The organism is Catellatospora sp. TT07R-123, from assembly GCF_018327705.1.
Lineage (GTDB): Bacteria > Actinomycetota > Actinomycetes > Mycobacteriales > Micromonosporaceae > Catellatospora.
In genome coordinates this window covers 1-18,070 of record NZ_BNEM01000002.1, presented here as the reverse complement: position 1 = coordinate 18,070, position 18,070 = coordinate 1, and the positions used below count along the sequence as shown (strand labels likewise).

Below are 18,070 nucleotides of genomic sequence, written 5' to 3'. Positions count from 1 at the left end.
AGCAAGAGTTCCTCCGAGCTCGAAATGGACAGACACGGCACGGCATCGCCCGTGTCCGTGGTCTCAGCACCGCAAGCCTCCCGCCCGGCCATGGCAAGATCCATGGCGTTGGCATGGTGTTGACTTGGCGTTCGAGGCGTGTCGAAAATGGCCATCGAGTGGAGCGGCCTCCGCTTCACCGAACCACGGGGGCGTAGAGGTGTTCGGTGAGATGCTGCGCGGTTTCCGGCTGCGCGTCGGCTGGACGCAGGAGGAACTGGCCGAGCGGTGCGGCATCTCGGTCCACGCCATCAGCGTCCTGGAATCCGACCGCCGCCGACCCCGCCTGTCCTCGGTCAGCCGGCTCGTCGACGCGCTCGGACTCGACAGCGGCGAGCGCGACAGGCTCATCGCCGCCGGCACCGGCCGTGCCAAGCCCGACGACACCGGTACGGCCGGACCTGCCGGCGCCCCGGCGCCCCAGCAGCTACCGGCGGACCTGAGCGACTTCACCGGCCGTACCCAGCAGGTGAACCAGGTGCGCGAGCTCTGCGAGGCGCGCCTGGACCGCACCGGCGTCATCGTGCTGTCCGCCGTGGTCGGCGCGGGCGGGGTCGGCAAGACGAGCCTGGCCGTCCACGTCGGCCACGGCCTGCGCCCGCGTTTCCCCGACGGGCAGCTCTACGCGAGCCTGCGCGGCATGACCACCCCGGCCCGGCCGGTCGACGTCCTCGACCAGTTCATCCGTGCCCTGGGCGGCCACCCCGCCGCCGCGACCGACAGCGAGGACGCCACGGCGGCGAGGTATCGCACCCTGGTGGCCGACCGCCGCATCCTCATCGTGCTCGACGACGCGGCCGACGCCGCCCAGGTGCGTCCGCTGCTTCCCGGCACGACCACGTGCGCGGTACTGATCACCAGCCGTCACCGGCTGGCCGGGCTCGACGGCGTGGCCCGCATCGACCTGGACGTGATGAGTCCCGCCGACGGCCTGACCATGTTCGAGCGGATCGTGGGCGCGCAGGCCGTCGCCGCCGAGCCCGAAGCCAGCTGGCAGGTCCTGCGGGCCTGCGGCGGGCTGCCGCTGGCGATCCGGATGGCCGCCGCCCGGCTGACCGCCGAACCCGGCTGGAGGATCCGCACGCTGGCCGACCGGCTGGCCGACCGGTCCCGGCTGCTCGACGAGCTCGAAGTCGAGGACCGGGCGGTCCGCGCGACCCTGGCCGTCGGCCACCAGCGGCTGACCGCCGCGCAGGCCCGCGCGTTCGCCCTGCTCGGCAGGTGGACCGGTCCCGAACTCGGCGTCGAGGCAGCGGCCGCGCTGCTCGACCGGAGCGTCGCCGACACCGGGGCCGTCCTGCGTGACCTGGCCGCGGTGCACCTGCTCACCAGCCCGAGCCCGGACCGGTACGCCTTCCACGACCTGGTCCGCACGTACGCGGCCGAACAGCCCGTCGACGGGCAGGCCGAGGCGGTCCGCCGGTTGACCGGCTGGTACCTGCACTGCGTCGACGCGGCCATGCCGTACCTGCGCAGCACCCCCCTGCGGCTGGACCTCGCCTCGTCCGAGTCCGGCCGGCCGGCCCTGCGGTTCGCCGACCGGGTCGCCGCCGTCGCGTGGCTGGACCTCGAGCACGCCAACCTGGTGGCGGCAGTCGAGTGCGCGGGCGGTGCCGGCGCCGCCGACATCGCCTGGCGGCTGCCCGTGCTGCTGGGAAACTACTTCCTGCTGCGCGGCCGGTGGGCGGACTGGGCCCAGACGTGCGCGACCGGGCTGGCCGCGGCCCGCGCGACCGGCGATCTGCACGGTCAGTGCCGTGTCCTCAACGGGCTCGGTGGCGTCCTGGTCCGGCAGGGCCGCCCCGCCGACTCTGCGGCCTGCCTGCGCGAGGCTGTCGAGATCAGCCGGGCCGCCGGTGTCACGTCCGCCGAGATCGCCGCGTTGAGCAATCTCGGCTACACCTACGGCGAGATGGGCGATCTCGACGGCGCCGTCGAGGCCCACCTCGCCGCCCTGGAACTCAGCCGCGAAGCCGAGGAACGCTTCTCGGAGGGCAACCTGCTCGGCAACCTCTCCAGGATCGCGTTCCTGCGCGGCGACTTCACCCAGGCGATCTCCCGGTGCGAGCAGGCGGCGGCGATCTTCCTGGCGATCGGCGACCACCACACCCACGCGATGGTCCTCAACAACCTCGGTGAGATCCACAGTGCCGCCGGAGACCACCCCACCGCCGTCTCGTACCTCACCGAGGCGGTGCGGCGGCATCGCGAGCTGGACAACCGCCACATGCAGGCGGACGCGCTGGTCACCCTCGGCAACGCCCTGTGCCTGAACGGCCAGCCGGCCGAGGGCCGGCAGCGCTGGCAGCAGGCGCTCGAAGTCATGGAATCGGCCGACGATCCGCGTACCGGCACACTGCGGTCCGCCCTCGCGGACGTGACGCCGCAGACGACGGGACTCAGCCTCTGAACACCCGGCCGGGCCCTCACTCCGGCGCGTCCAGGGCGAGCAGGATCTCCTGCTCCTTCACCCGGTCGCCCGTGCCCCGGGCCAGGGCCAGCGCGTCCCGCAGATGCTCCCGCCGCAGCTGCGGCCGGCCCAGCTCGGCGTAGACCTGCGCCAGCTCGACATCGGCGTCGAGCTGCACCCGGGAGTTGCCGATGTCGCGGGCGAGGGCGTGGGCGGCGCGGAGCCGGTCCAGGGCGTCGTCGTGGCGGCCGCGCCGGAGTTCGAGGTGGCCGAGGTTGATCAGGCTCAGCGACTCGTCGGCCTGGACGCCGGTGGCGCGGGCCACCTGGAGTGCGTGGGTGAGGTGGGCCGCGGCCAGGTCGTAGTCGCCGCGGTTGGCGTAGGCGTTGCCGATGTTGTTCAGCACGGCGCAGTTGGGCGCCCCGGGACGCAGCGCGTGCGCCGCGAGGAACGCGGCCAGGGCGCTGTCGGTGTCGTTCATGGCCTTGTAGGCGACACCGAGGTTGCAGTAGGCGGTCGCCTCGGCGTTCGGCGCCTGCTGCAACCGGGCGATCTCGATCGCCCGTTCGAGATGGACCAGGGCCTGCGCGGGGTTTCTGGCGTTGTTGTAGAACGCCCCGAGGTTGTTGCGGGCACGCCGCTCACCCAGCAGGTCGCCGCGAGCCCGCGCGATCGCCAGGGCCTCACCGGCCAGGTCGATCGCGGCGGTCACCGCGATGCCCCGTTCGAGCACGTGGTAGAGCGCGACCGGGATCTGCGACGCCGCCTCCTCGCGTCCGCGCCCGGCCGCGTCGCGGATCACCGCCAGGACGTTGGCCATCTCGGCCCCGAGGAACGCCGTCGCGGCGGCCGGGTCCCGGCCGAACGGATACCCGGCCGTGGGGAACCCGACCGTCGGCACCACCGGCGGCAGCTGCGGGTTGACCACCTCGTGCACGGTGACCCCGAGGCCGACATACCAGGCCAAAAGCCGGTCCATGGCCGCCGTACGCTCCTCGTCGGGGTCCTCGGCGGCGCAATGGGACTCCGCGAGTTCCCGGATGAGGTCGTGGAAGCCGACCCGGTCCGCCCCGACCTCGATGAGCAGGTTCGCGTCCACGAGCCGCCGGACCACCACCGCGGCCTCGGCCGGGTCCCCTCCGGTCAGCGCCGCGGCGGCGGCGACGGTGTAGTCCGCGCACGGTGCGGCGCCGAGGAGCCGGAAGAGCCGCCGCTCGGCGCGGTCCAGGGGACGGTAGGAGTGTTCGAAGACCAGTGCCAGCGCGCTGGCCGGATCATCGGGGACCTCCAGCGCGGTGAGGCGGGCGCCGTCGCGCAGCAGCGCCACCGTGTCCGCCGGCGTCCGGCCGGTGCCGGTGGTCAGGTTCGCCGCCATGATGCGGATCGCCAGCGGCAGATGGCCGCACAGGTCGGCGAGCTGCCGCAGGACGTGGGGCTCGGCGAAGACGCCGGCCTGGGCGAAGAGCCGGTCGATGAGCGCCACCGACTCGTCCGGGCTGAACACGTCGACCGGCATCGCGATGGCGTCGTCGCGGGCGACCAGCCCGGTCAGCGACGTACGGCTGGTGATCAGGACGACGGTATGCCGCCCACCCGGTAGGAGTTCGCGCACCTGCGCCGCCGACCGGGCGTTGTCGAGCACCACCACCGCGCGTTTGTCGGCCAGCGCCGCCCGGTAGCTGGCGGCGGCGAGGTCCGGGTCGGTGGGCAGCTGCGCCGGGGGAGTGCCGACCGCGACGAGGAGCCGGGTCAGCGCCTCCAGCATCGTGAGCGGCCGTCGGCCGTCGAAGCCGCGCAGGTCCACGTAGAGCCGGCCGTCCGGGAAGCGGTCGGCCGCGGACTGGGCCCAGCGCACGGCCAGCGCGGTCTTGCCCACGCCGCCCATGCCCGACAGGACGACGACCGGCGCGGTGTCACCGGCTGCCGCGAGGTGGTCCAGTCGCGCCAGCCACCGCGACCGGCCCTCGAAGATCCGCGCATGGGCCGGTAGCGTGGCGGCGGACCGGTCCGGGGGCCGTTCCTGCCCGTCGGCCTGGAGCACCAGCGTGAACAGGGCCTGCGCCTGCGGGCCGGGGCTGATGCCCAGCTCACTGGCGAGGTGCTCGCGTAGCCGCTGGTACTCGTGGAGCGTCTCGGTGCGCTCACCGGACCGCCAGGCGGCGAGCATGAGCGATGTCGAGAACCCCTCATGTCCCGGGTGCAGGGCGACCAGTTCGGCGAGTTCGGCGCGCAGCTCCCGGTGCCGGCCGGCGTCGAGATCGGCGGTGATGCGCCGCTCCACCGCCGCCAGTCGCAGCTGCTCCAGACCCGCGGCGATCGGATGCCGCGCCGGGCTGTCGCCGATACCCGCCAGGGCGTCACCGCGCCACAGCGCGAGCGCGTCGCGCAGCGCGGCGGACCGCTGCTCCGGCGCGGCGACCAGGGCGGCGGCGGCGACCGCCGCCCGGAACCGCAACGCGTCCACGCTGTGGGCGGGGGCGCTGAGGAGGTATCCGCCGGGCGCGGCCCGCAGGTCGATACCCCCCTCGGCGAGGACGGCGCGCAGCCGGGAGATGTGCACGATCACCACCCGGCGTGCCTTCGGCGGCGGATCGGCGTCCCAGACGAAATCGACGATCTGGTCAGTGGTGGTGATCGATCCGAGGCGTGTCGCGAGCAGGGCCAGCACGGCACGGCGCTTCGACGGTCCGATCTCGACCTCGGCGCCGTCGGCCCAGACACCCACCGAGCCGAGCAACCTGATCTCCATGTCGCCCCCAACCTGTGCCCGCTGGCGGCCAGATCCCGCGTGCGACCTGCGACGCAACGATAAGGCAACCGCCGGAGCCGACACTAGCGCCCGTCTAGATCACCTCGCCGCCGGCAAACCGCGGTCCCATTCGGCGGCGACGGACCCCGCATCATCGTCAAGGAGAACGCATGCGTCACAGAGCACGAAGGCACGCCGGGGCGGTCGCCCTGGCGGTGGCGGTACTCGCCGTGCTGTCGCCGGGCCTGCCGGAGGCGGCCTCGGCGGCTGCCGTCGCGCCGTGGTCGCCGAGCGCCCCGTCGCGGACCTCGGTGCCGGTGGGGACGGTCACGGCGAAGGCGCCCCCGGCGAACGCCGTCGACCTCGCCAAGGTGACCACCATCGGCCGGCGGACGCTCCCGGCCGGCGGCACCGGCACGGTGGCCGCGGACGGCCGGGCGGCCAGCGTGGGCGGTCTGACCGTCACGGTGGCAGCACCCGCGGTCGCGGCAGCCGCGACCGCGACGGCGAAGGCCGCCCCGGTGTCGAAGCTCGCGGTGACCGTCATGACGCCGTCGCAGACGGCGGCGGCCGGGGTACGGGGGGCGCTGTTCACGGTGGCCCGCGCCGACGGCCGCACCGGGGCCGCCCCCGTCTCCGCGGCGTTCGACTACCGCGCGTTCGCCAACGCCTACGGCGCCGACTTCGGCAGCCGGCTGCGGCTGGTGTCGCTACCGGACTGCGCGCTGACGACCCCCGCGGTGGCGGCCTGCCAGACCCCGACCCCGGTGCCGTCGCGCAACGACGGCTCGTCGGTGTCGGCGACGCTGACCGTGTCGGCGACCGCCACGGCCCAGCGCTCCGCGACGTCGGCGCCCGGCGGCGCGACGGTGCTGGCGCTGATGTCCGGTCCCGTGTCGGGGTCGGGCGTCTACAACGCCACGGACCTCTCCGAGGCGTACTCCTGGTCGGCGGGGACCCAGGGCGGATCGTTCACCACCCGCTATCCGATCAGGGTGCCCACCGGCCTGGGCGGCCCGCAGCCGGACCTGGCGATCACCTACGACTCCGGCGTCGTCGACGCGCAGACCCTCTCCCAGAACGCGCAGACGTCCTGGCTGGGATCGGGCTGGGACCTGCAGTCGGGCTTCGTCGAGGAGTCGTTCCGCTCGTGCGCCCGCGACGGCGGCACCACCGGCGACATGTGCGACTTCTCGCCATACAACGCGACGATGCTGTTCGGCGGCCGGTCGGTGGACCTGGTCTGGGACGGCACCACCTGGCACGCCTCCGCCGACACCGGTCTCAAGATCGAGCACCTGACCGGCGCGACGGGTAACCGGGGCGACAACGGCACCCACGACAAGGCCTACTGGAAGGTCACCACCCAGGACGGCACGCAGTACTTCTTCGGCGCCAACTACCGTTACGCCGGCGACACCCGGCCCACCAGGAGCGCCCAGTGGATGCCGGTCTACGGCAACAACACCGGCGAGCAGTGCCACCAGTCGACCTTCGCCGCGTCCTGGTGCCAGCGCGGATACCGGTGGAACCTCGACTACGTCGTGGACACCTCCGGCAACTCGATGAGCTACTTCTACAGCCCCTACACCAGCTACGTCGGGGCTAACAACAACACCAACGTGCAGCTGTACGTCGTCACCGACACTCTCACCGACATCGAGTACGGCCAGCGTGCCGGTACCGAGGCGACTACGCAGGCACCGGCCCGGGTGCACTTCAACCTGGGCCAGCGGTGCATCGACGACCCCGACCAGTGCCACGCCGACACCACCGACTACCCTGACACCCCGTTCGACCTGTACTGCGGGTCGAGTTCGTCGTGCCCGAACAACCTGACGCCGACGTTCTGGACCCGCTACCAGGTGAAGAACATCTGGTCTGACGTCTGGTCCGGCACCGCCTGGCGCCACGCCGACACCTACAACATGACGTACCACTTCCCCGACAACGGCGACGGCACCTCCCCGCAGCTGTGGCTGGACTCGATCGGCCACAACGGGTACGCCCCCGACGGGGTGACCTTCCTGGCCGACCCCACCGTGACCACCGACGGCGTACGGTTCACCAACCGGGTCGACTTCGACGCCGCCAACGGCAGACCGGAGATGCGCCGCTGGCGGGTCAAGGCCCTCTACAACGGCGCCGGCGGGGAGACGTTCATCAACTACTGGGGTACCCCGTGCGTCAGCGCGGACATCCCGAGCGACCCGTCCCAGAACACCAAGCCGTGTTTCCCGCAGACCATCACCCTCGACTCCGGCGCCACCAGTTCCGGCTGGTTCCAGAAGCGGTGGGTCAGCCGGGTCACCCAGATGGACCTCACCGGCGGCTCACCCGACGAGCAGTGGGACTACACGTACTCCACCGCCGGGTCCACCGACGACGTGCTCTGGCACATCACCACCGACGAGATGTCGCCGGTGGCGACGCGGACCTGGTCGCAGTTCAACGGCTACAACACCGTCACCGTCACCCACGGCGCCACCGGCGGCCCGCAGACCGTCACCACCTCCCGGTACTTCCGGGGCATGGACAAGGACGCCTACCTCAACGGCGGCGGCGTCCCCGTCTGGAACGCCCGCCAGGTCCAGGTCACCGACTCTCAGGGCGTCAAGTACGCCGACGCCGAACGCATGCAGGGCATGCTGCTGGAGCAGACCCACGCCGACGGCGCCCAGGTCCTGTCCTCGACCATCCACACCTACGCCTCGACGCTGACCGCGACCCGCGCCAAGCCCGAACCCACCGGCGCCGACGTACGCGCCTACATCGTCAAGGACGTCGCCGACCGGACCCGCACCTGGCTCCCGCAGACCTCCACGTGGCGGTGGATCGAGAACGACACCAGCTACGACGCCTACGATCTGGCCACCGACCAGACCAGCCTCGGCGACGTCGCCACCACCGCCGACGACACCTGCACCCACACCGACTACAACCGCAACCCCGCAGCCGGCATCGTCGGCACCGTTTCCCAGGTCGTGCAGACCGACTGCGCGGTGACGGCCGCGACCACCCTGGGCATCGGCGCCAACAGCTACGACAGCGTCGCGCTGGCCGACATCACCGGCGACGGGAAGAAGGACCTCGTCTACCGCACCCCGGACGGCCGGATCTGGATGGGCGCCCGCACCACGGGCACCGGCATCGCCTCGTTCAGCGCCCCGGTCGTCGTCGCGTCGACCTACTGGCCGTGGGCGTACCCGAACATGTACTTCGCCGACCTCACCGGGGACGGCAAGGCCGACATCATCACCCGCGACAGCAACGGCAACCTGTTCGAATACGTCAACCAGGGCAGCAGCACCTTCGGCGCCCGGACGGCAGCCGGCACCGGCTACACCCCGACCGGGTACCCGGATCTCGCCTTCGCCGACCTCACCGGCGACGGCAAGGCCGACCTGCAGGCCCGCTCCGGCGACGACCTGTTCTTCTACCTCAACAACGGCGCCACCCCCGTGTCGTGGACCAACAAGACCCAGACCGGCAGCGGCGCCTGGTCGACCTACAGCTGGATCGGCCTCGCCGAGGTCACCGGCGACAGCAAGGCCGACCTGCTGGCACGCAACAGCGCCGGCAACCTGATCCAGTTCACCAACATGGGCACCAACGGCGCCGGAATGTGGTCCACCACCAAGTACTGGGTCGTCTCCGGTGCCTTCAGCACCCCCACGGCGCTGGCCGCCGGGGACCTCACCGCCGACGGCAAGGCCGACATCATCGGCCGCGACCCCAGCGGCACCCTCACCCAGTACACCGACACCGGCACCACCACGACCGCCGCGTTCACCTACGCCGCGCCGCCCGCCACCGCCCTCACCGGCCGGCAGGTCTACTACGACGGCGCCACCAGCCTCACCACCGCCCCGACCAAGGGCCTGCCGACCCTGGCCAAGGCCCTGGCCACGGTCAGCGGCCAGACCCTGACCTGGGCCCAGTCCGCCAAGACCGGCTACGACGCCAACGGCCGCACCGTCGACGACTGGGACGCCGTCAACCGCAACACCCACACCGCGTACGCCCTCAACGCCGCCGGACAGATGACGACCATGACGGTGACCAACCCACTGGGCTGGACCAGCGTGTCGGCCATCGAACCCGGACACGGATCGGTCACCTCCGTCGTCGACGCCAACGGCAAGACGACCACGATCGCCTACGACGCCCTGGGCCGGACCTCGAAGGTGTGGCAGAACAACCGGTCGTCCACCCTGACCCCGGACCAGCAGTACACCTATGTCGTCTCCAGCACCGCGCCGAGCTGGGTCCAGACCCAGACCCTCGGCCCGACCGGGACGCAGATCTCCTCCTACACCATCTACGACGGCCGGCTGCGACCGCGCCAGACCCAGACGCCGACCCCGGTCGCCAACGGCGGACGGGTCATCACCGACACCGCCTACGACGGCCGTGGCCTGACCGCGAAGACCAGCACCTTCTACAACACCGCCACCGGCCCGTCCGGGGTCCTCGCGACCTTCGCCGACGCGGCCGTGCCCACACAGGACCGCTTCACCTACGACAACCTCGAACGCCCGACGGTGGACGCGTTCTACAGCGCCGACGTGCAGAAATGGACCACCACCACCGCGTACGCCGGCGACCGGATCACGGTCGTCCCGCCGACGGGGGCCATGCCGTCGACGAAGGTGTACGACACCGCCGGCAACGCCACCGAACTGCGCCAGTACCTCACCACCAGCACCACCGGGCCCTACCAGGCCACGGCCTACCTCTACGACCGGCTCGGCCGGCTGACCACCACCACCGACTCGGTCGGCAACTCCTGGACCAGCACCTTCGACCCCCGTGGCCGCGTCGTCGCGGCCACCGACCCGGACTCCGGCGCCTCCACCGCGACCTACGACGACGCCGGGCAGGTCCTCACCTCCACCGACGCGCGCCCGGTCACCACGGCGTTCGCCTACGACGCCCTCGGCCGCCCGGTCGACACCTACCTCACCACCCTCACCGGCACCCACCTCGACCACTGGACCTACGACACCCTCGCCAAGGGCCAGCCCACCACCAGCACCGAATACCGGGGCACCACCGCCTACACCACCTCGGTGACCGGCTACGACGACGCGTACCGGCCGCTGGGGTCCACGGTCACCGTCCCGGCGGCGGAGGGCACCGCCCTCGCCGGTGCCTGGACGTCGACGACGACGTACAACGTGGACGGGTCCACGGCGTCGGTCACCTACCCCGCGGCGGGCGGCCTCGCCGCCGAGACGGTGAACAACGTCTACGACGCCAACGGGTACCTCCTCACCACGGCCGGACTGGACACCTACGTGTCGGGCACCGGCTACCAGTGGTGGGGCGAGGTCTACCAGCAGACCCTCGGCACCGGCACCAAACGCGTCCAGGTCACCACGGACGCCTGGGCCGACACCCACCGCCCCAAGCTGATCTCGGTGGGCACCGAGCACAGCACCACCCCCGGCACCTACGACGAACAGCTGACCCAGCAGTACAACTGGACCCCGGCGGGCACCCTCGCCTCCGTGGACGGCAGGCACGCCGGCGCCACCACCGACTCGCAGTGCCACACCTACGACCACCAGCAGCGGCTGACCGTGGCGTTCACCACGACACCCGCCCTGGGCGGGTGCGCGGCCACACCGTCGACGTCCACCGTGGGCGGTCCCGCCGCGTACTGGCAGACCTACACCTACGACGCCACCGGAAACCGCAAGACCCTCGTCAGCCACGGCCTCGCCGGGGCCGCCGACACCACCAGCACCTACACCTACCCGGCGGCGGGCGGCACGAAGCCGCACACCCTCACCGGCGTCTCCACCACCGGACCGGGCGGCACGACCGCCAACAGCTACACCTACGGCACCGTCGGCCAGCAGCTCACCTCGACCGTCGCCGGACTGGCCAGCGACTTCACCCTCACCTACCAGGGCCGGACGCAGACCGTCACGGTCCACGCCGTCGGCGGCGACCAGACCACCACCTACCTGTACGACGCGTCCGGCAACGAGATCCTGCGCGACGCCCCGACCGACCGGACGCTCTATCTCGGCGGCACCGAGGTGACGGCGAACGCCGCCGGCACCGCCACCACCGGCGCCGTCCGCTACTACACGGCCGGCGGCCACACCGTCGGATCCCGCAGCACCTCGGGCGGCCTGTCCTGGCTCGCCGGCGACCACCAGGGCACCACGCAGCTGGCGGTGAACCAGACCACCCAGGCCGTCACCATCCGCCGGCAGGACCCGTTCGGCAACCCGCGCGGGACGGCGCCGAACTGGCCGAACCCGCACGGATTCGTCGGCGGCACCGCCGAACCCGCCGGGCTCGTCCACCTGGGCGCGCGGCTCTACGACCCGGCCACCGGCCGGTTCACCTCCGACGACCCGGTCACCGACGTCACGGACCCGCAGTCGCTCAACGGCTACGCGTACGCCGACAACAGCCCGCTGACCCTCAGCGACCCGACCGGCCGCAACGCCTGTAGCCGTAACCCCGAGGAGTGCAAGGCGGCCCCGGCGCCCCCGCCGCCGCCGACCAGCGGCCAGCTCTGCCGCCGGCACCGGACGAAATCCTGCGGCCCGGTCGTCGTGCCGCCCACCGGGGTCGACAACTCCGTCGACTGCTCCAGCCTGAAGCTGTACGGCGTCTGCGTCCCCAAGGGCCCCTACCTGCGGGACGCGAACATCGCCAACGGCGCCGACCAGTACGCCCTAGGCCTGGTCGAGGCGCAGCACGGTACCTGCACCTACGAGTTCTCGACGCAGATCGTCTGCTTCAACGTCTCCGGCATCCAGGTCGGGGACCATCCGCAGACCATCGGCGACGTGCTGCTCATCCCGTACGGCCGCAGCCGGTTCGACCGGGACCAGCAGGATGACAAGAACGACAAGAACGCCCTGCTGAACTGCCGCGGCAAGGACTGCTTCACCCCGAAGGAGGTCGACGTCTACGCCAAGGACCTGCTCGCCCACGAGGCGAACCATTCCAGTCAATGGACGCTCTACCACAGCGTCAACGGGTTCATGACCCAGTACGTGCTGTGGGAGCTGGCGTCGCACCACTACGCCAACTGCGACTTCGCGTCACCGGGCGCCTGCAATCCCTTCGAGATCAGCGCCAACCCGTGGCAGGGCGGCTACTGGGACCTGCCGACCAAGGTGAACGGCGTGATCACGTGGGCACCCGGGAGCATGTCCACCGATGACGCCGACACGATCGTCTACAACTGGATGATGAGTTTCGGCAGCTGATCCACCCCCGGTACGACGGCGCCGCAGACCGTGAGGTCTGCGGCGCCGTCGTACCGCCGTCGAGCCGGCTACGCCGAGGCCGGCCCCACCCATGGGCCGACGAGTGCCTGCACCGCGGAGCCGTCGAGGTCGGCCAGCTTCGCCCCGGCGAAGGCACGTGCCTGCGCGGACGTCTGCACCCGGAACGCAGGTCTCGCCGCGCCTAGCACGTCCACGACGCACGTCGCGACCTCGGCGGCGGGCTGGGCGTTGTCGAACACCCGCTGGGTGCGTTCGAGGTATCCGGCCAGGGCGGGCGCGTACGGCCCGGCGGCAGCCGTCATGGCCGCGGCGTCCACGCCGACGTTGGCCACGAACTCGCTGGCGACCGCGCCCGGCTCCACCACGACCACGTCGACGCCGACCGTCGCGGCGACCGGCGCGAGCGCCTCCATGAAGCCCTCGGTGGCGAACTTCGCCGCGCAGTACGCCTCGTTGAACGGCTGCCCGACCACTCCTCCGACGCTGGTGACGGTCACGAGGCGTCCCCGGCTGGCCCGCAGGGCGGCCATCGCGGCTCGGGTCACCTCGACCACACCGAAGAAGTTGACCTCCATCACCTTCCGGACGTCGTCCGTGCTGCCCTGCTCGATGGTGCCGAGGTGCCCTGCGCCGGCGTTGTTGACCAGGGCGTCGAGCCCGCCGTGCGCGCTGAGGACGCGATCCATGCAGGCAGCGATGCTCGCCGGGTCGGTCACGTCCAGGTGCTCTATGTGCAGGCGGTCGGTGACGCCCGCCTCGGCGGCGGCTGTCCGCAGTCTCTCGGCCTTGCCGAGGTCGCGCATCGTGGCGATCGTCGTCCAGCCCGCCTGAGCGCAGGCGACTGCGGTGACCAGGCCGATTCCGGTCGACGTGCCGGTGATGAGCACTGTCTTGCCAAGCGGGTCCACGCGAGCTCCACTTCTGTGTGTGTGCACGCATCTTAACTTTTATGTGTGCGTACACACAAATTGGTAGCATGGCCCGCATGGCACGCGACGACATAACCCTCGGTGGCCTCGCCCCCCGCGACCACGCCTTCTACGGCCTGGTCTGGGCCGCGACCACGCTGTCGGCGACGGTCGACCGGGCCCTCGACAAGACCCACGGTCTGCCGCTGTCCTGGTTCGAGATCATGTTGTGGCTCAACAGCCAGGACGGCCCGATCGCGCCCACCGACCTGGGTGCCAAGACGCTGCTGAGCCGCAGCCAGGCGTCACGTGTGATCGACGCGCTCGCCGCCCGCGACCTCGTCGAGCGGACGCGCTCCACGACCGATGGCCGGTCGGTGGCGATCGCGCTGACCGAGTCCGGCCGACAGGCCTTCGCCGCCGCCGACGCCACCCGTCGCGCGGCGCTCGCCGAGGTCTTCGACGACCTGCTCGACGACGCCGACATCCAGGCTCTCGAAGCGATCTGGACCAAGCTCAAGAACCGGCCGCCGCAAGTCTGACGGCAGTCGACGCCCGGCTGCGGGCGGATCCGGTCCTCGCGCTCCGGACAACCTCCATCCAGGCACATCCAGGCACATTGATATTTCGATCTGCACTGGTTAGCGTCCTCCTCCATGGGCCGCGTTGGGCTGCCCATGGAGGAGGAGCCAGTGAAGCTCAGGTCGATCGTCACGCTGGCCGCGGGCGCAGCCGTGGCCACTGTGGCAACACTCGCCGTGCCGGCCTCGGCACAGACACCGTCGGCCGTGGACACTGCGGCCACCCAGGACGCGTCCACCCAGTACATCGTCAAGTTCAAGGCCGGGGCGGACCGCGGCGCGCTGCTGAAGTCCGTCGGCGCCCGGCTCGGCATCTCCCTGACCGACCAGCGCGAACTCGCCGTCGGCGGCCACGTCGTCACGGCGGACCGGCGCACCGCCGGCCTGCTCGCCGCTCTGCAGGCCTCCGGCCAGGTCGAGTACGCCGAGCCCGACACGCAGATGTACGCGCTGTCGACCCCGAACGACCCGAGCTACCCCCAGCAGTGGCACTACTTCGAGCCGACCGCCGGCATGAACCTGCCCGGCGCCTGGGACCTCGCCACCGGAACCGGCGTGGTGGTCGCCGTCCTCGACACCGGCAAGACCTCCCATCCCGACCTCGACAGCCACTGGCTGGCCGGATACGACTTCATCAGCAGCTCGACGACGGCCCGCGACGGCAACGGCCGCGACGCCAACCCCCAGGACCAGGGGGACTGGTACGCCGCCGGCGAGTGCGGCTCGACCACCGCGGCGAACTCCAGCTGGCACGGCACCCACGTCGCCGGCACCATCGCCGCGCTGGGCAACAACAGCCTCGGCGTGGCAGGCGTCGCCTACGACGCCAAGATCCTGCCTGTACGGGTCCTCGGCAAGTGCGGCGGCACCAGCTCGGACATCGCCGACGCCATCGTCTGGGCCTCCGGCGGCACGGTGTCGGGCGTGCCCGCCAACCCCAACCCGGCCAAGGTCATCAACCTGAGCCTCGGCGGCAGCGGCACCTGCTCCACCACCTACCGCAACGCGATCAGCTCGGCCAACAGCCGCGGTACCACCGTGGTCGTCGCGGCTGGCAACTCCAACGCAAACGCCTCCGGCTTCACCCCCGCCAACTGCGCCGGGGTCGTCACGGTGGCCGCGCTGGACCGCGCCGGCAACCGGGCCTTCTACTCCAACTTCGGCGCCACGGTGGAGGTGTCGGCGCCCGGCGGCGAGGTCCGGCTGGAGACCGACCCCCCGGGCACCCGGTCGACCCCCCAGGACGGCATCCTGTCCACCCTCAACGACGGCCTCACCACCCCGGGCAACCCCAGCTACACGACGTACATGGGTACCAGCATGGCCGCCCCGCACGTGGCCGGCCTGGTCGCCCTGATGCTGAGCAAGAAGCCGACCCTGACCCCGGCACAGGTGCTCAGCGCCCTGCAGGCCCACACCCGGCCCATCCCCGGCACCTGCACCGGCGGCTGCGGGACCGGGCTGGTCGACGCCGCGGCCACGGTCGCGGCGCTCTGACCCGTCGAATGACCAGGACACCTCGGCACGCCTGAGGATCCCGAGCGCGGGCCGGCTTCTCCCCACGGGGGCGAAGCCGGCCCGCGGTCGTCCCGGCCGAGGTATGCACCAGCGAAGCCCAGCCGCCGCGGCGGCCCCATCGAGGAGGCGGCACCGGACACGCGCCCAACCGGCCCCGGACTGACCCGGGCCGCCGGGACACTGCTGCGCGCCCGTGTCCTGCCCGCACGCTGAAAGCCCGCCTCTACCGAAGGAGACGTCGATGGCGAGAACTGTTCCGCGACTGGGACGGCTGACCCGGGCCACGCTGGTGGCCTGCGGAACAGCACTGCTACTCGTGGTCTCAGGCACGGCCGCGGCGCAAGCCCGCACCGGCCTGAACGCCACCACCGAAGTGTTCATCCAGGACACGTCCAGCGACACCGGCGCCGAGCCGTCCACCGTGTCCCCGTACTGGACGAGCCCGGCGATCAAGGTCTGCCCCTGGACCGCCACGACACCGCCGGTCGAGTGCTCGGCCAGCCAGGACCAGTTGGTGATCGGCAACAGCTATCACGTGTGGGTCACCCTGTCCAACTCCGGGACCGCCGACGCCGTCGGCACGCTGGAACTACGCCGCACCAAGCCGGGTGGCGCGACCAACTGGAACACCGACTGGGCCACCATCGGCGTCAAGACCGAGGTGACGGTCCCGGCCGGCGGTGTCACCCGCGTCTTCGTGCAGTTCGACAACGTCCCCGGCCCCGGGCACTTCTGCCTGGCGGCACTCTGGGACTCCGACGGCGACGAGCTCAAGGCCTTCCCGGCCGACCAGGACAAGGTCGTGACCAACGACAACAACGTCGCGCAGCGCAACGTGAACTCGATCGCGCTCAAGAAGTCGCAGCAGGAGTCGCGCTCGTACTCCATCGGCAACAACACCGGCGTGACCACGCATACCAACCTGGTCCTCAGCGCGCTCGGCACGCCGTTCCAGCTCTCCGGCGGGCAGATCGTCGTCGACCTCGGGCCGGTCCTCTTCCAGCGCTGGCAGCAGGCGGGCAGCTGGAGCAGCGGAGTCCAGCCGATCGGTGGCACCCGGCTCCAGCTGGTCTCCTCGACCGCGAAGATCGAGGAGCTGACGCTCAACCCGGCCGAACGCGTGACGGTCAGCCTCCTGTTCACCGCCGGAAGCAGCATGCCGGTGGGCGGCGTCTACGGGCTGTCGGTCGATCAGGGCAAACCCTCGCCGATCACCTGCAACCCCGGCCCTACCTCATGCCCGCCCCCGCCCAACCGCACGCCGGTCGGCGGCGTCCGCTACGCCATCACCGTCACGGCCTAGTCACCGCCAGCGGGCGCCGCGCGACGCACCGGCGCCCGCTGCCCCACGCCGTCACCCACCATCGAACGTGAAAGGCGGGACACCGAATGAACGCCACCCTCTCGTCGGTCCTGTCCGCCGCCGTCGCCCTCCTGCTGGCGGCGACGCCAGCGGCGGCCCAGGCCAAACCGGCTCCCTCACTCACGGCGCCGCTGGTCACCACCCAGGTCGTCCCGGCCGGTTTCCAGACCTGGACCGAGGTGTACGACCTGCAGGCCCGGCTCAACGAAGCCGCGGACCAGATCCTGCGGGCCGGCGACGCGGGCAACCCGAGCATCGTCGCCGACCCGCTGCGCCGCGAACTCCTGGTGCACTGGCATGGACCCGTCCCCGCCGCCGTCCGGGCCCGGGCAGCCGCCACCGGTGTGCCCGTGCGGTTCCTGCCCGCCCGGTACACGCTGCGGGAACTCACCGCCGAGGCGCAGCGGCTCATCACCGGCGACCAGCGCATCACAGAGATCAGGCCCGACGCCGACGGCGGCGGACTGACCGCCACCGTCACCCCGACCGCCCTCCCGACAGGCCGGCAGCACCTCCTGGACACCGCCCGGGTTCCGGTGGCCGTCCACGACGGAGCCGGCCCGCAGGCCACCGGCCGGCAGGCCGACAGCCCCCAGTTCTGGGCAGGTTCGGCATACACGATCGGCAGCACCCAGTGCAGCACGGGATTCACCGTCAAACGCGCCGGGCAGCCGCTGCCGTCCCCGCTGATGCTCAGCGCGGCGCACTGCGCCCGGCCCGGCGGTGGCGGCTCGGTCGTCATCGTCGGCCAGCCGAACCCGGCCGGCAGCGTGGAGGCCGGCAGCACCCGCGACTGCCGCGACACGCTGCTGCTCAGCCTGCCGGGCGGCGCGGGCGGCGCGGTCTACACCGGCCCGTGGAGCTCGTCCACCGGCGCCGTCGTCGGGCAGGGCGGCGTCACCGCCGCCAGCGACTTCGTCGGCAACTTCGTCATCTCCAGCGGCGCAGGCACCGGCATGCACCCGAACCTGCGGGTGGAGGCGGTCAACACCGCCGCCCGCATCAACGGCTCCCGCTGCGCCGACCCGGTCAGCCCGCTGACCCGGGCCACGGTGACCAATATGGCCGACTGCGCGGTCGGGCCCGGCGACAGCGGCGGCCCCGTGTTCACCGTGCCCTACTACCAGGGGCGCGGCACCATCGCCGGCGGCCTGCCCGACGACGACGCGGACCGGACGACCTGCCCGTCGGCCGCACCCTTCGGCGCCCCCACCGTCGGTTTCAAGACCGTCTGTACGCG

Annotated in this window: 7 protein-coding genes and 1 pseudogene; 6 read left to right on the top strand and 2 right to left on the bottom strand. The window is 71.9% G+C overall.

Annotated elements, in window-relative coordinates:
* The first annotated feature begins 211 nt into the window (after nt 1-211).
* The gene (locus tag Cs7R123_RS20425) at nt 212-2,449 is read left to right on the top strand and encodes a tetratricopeptide repeat protein (RefSeq protein WP_212829319.1); all 2,238 of its coding nucleotides are present in this window, start codon (nt 212-214) and stop codon (nt 2,447-2,449) included.
* A gap of 16 nt (nt 2,450-2,465) precedes the next feature.
* Here the strand turns inward: Cs7R123_RS20425 and Cs7R123_RS20420 are convergent, their stop codons facing one another.
* Nucleotides 2,466-5,198, bottom strand: coding sequence for a BTAD domain-containing putative transcriptional regulator (locus tag Cs7R123_RS20420; protein WP_212829318.1), 2,733 nt, complete (start codon nt 5,196-5,198; stop codon nt 2,466-2,468).
* Between the two features lie 170 nt (nt 5,199-5,368).
* Here Cs7R123_RS20420 and Cs7R123_RS20415 point away from each other — a divergent pair, with 170 nt between their 5' ends.
* Nucleotides 5,369-12,439 (top strand): FG-GAP-like repeat-containing protein, encoded by a 7,071-nt coding sequence (locus Cs7R123_RS20415; protein ID WP_212829317.1) that lies wholly within the window; start codon nt 5,369-5,371, stop codon nt 12,437-12,439.
* A 68-nt stretch (nt 12,440-12,507) separates the two neighbouring features.
* Here Cs7R123_RS20415 and Cs7R123_RS20410 read toward each other — a convergent pair whose 3' ends face one another.
* Nucleotides 12,508-13,368 carry an SDR family NAD(P)-dependent oxidoreductase gene (locus tag Cs7R123_RS20410; protein WP_212829316.1) on the bottom strand — a complete coding sequence of 287 codons (861 nt, stop codon included), beginning with the start codon at nt 13,366-13,368 and terminating at the stop codon, nt 12,508-12,510.
* Nucleotides 13,369-13,445: 77 nt separating this feature from the next.
* Here Cs7R123_RS20410 and Cs7R123_RS20405 point away from each other — a divergent pair, with 77 nt between their 5' ends.
* The 4 genes and pseudogenes from Cs7R123_RS20405 to Cs7R123_RS20390 all read left to right on the top strand — a co-directional run.
* Nucleotides 13,446-13,910, top strand: a complete 465-nt coding sequence (locus Cs7R123_RS20405) for a MarR family winged helix-turn-helix transcriptional regulator (RefSeq protein WP_212829315.1) — start codon at nt 13,446-13,448, stop codon at nt 13,908-13,910.
* Nucleotides 13,911-14,060: 150 nt separating this feature from the next.
* Nucleotides 14,061-15,446 carry a S8 family peptidase gene (locus tag Cs7R123_RS20400; RefSeq protein ID WP_244872038.1) on the top strand — a complete coding sequence of 462 codons (1,386 nt, stop codon included), beginning with the start codon at nt 14,061-14,063 and terminating at the stop codon, nt 15,444-15,446.
* A 262-nt stretch (nt 15,447-15,708) separates the two neighbouring features.
* Nucleotides 15,709-16,770, top strand: coding sequence for a hypothetical protein (locus Cs7R123_RS20395; protein WP_212829314.1), 1,062 nt, complete (start codon nt 15,709-15,711; stop codon nt 16,768-16,770).
* Between the two features lie 86 nt (nt 16,771-16,856).
* Nucleotides 16,857-18,070 (top strand): annotated as a pseudogene (locus Cs7R123_RS20390) (S1 family peptidase); the annotation flags it as partial.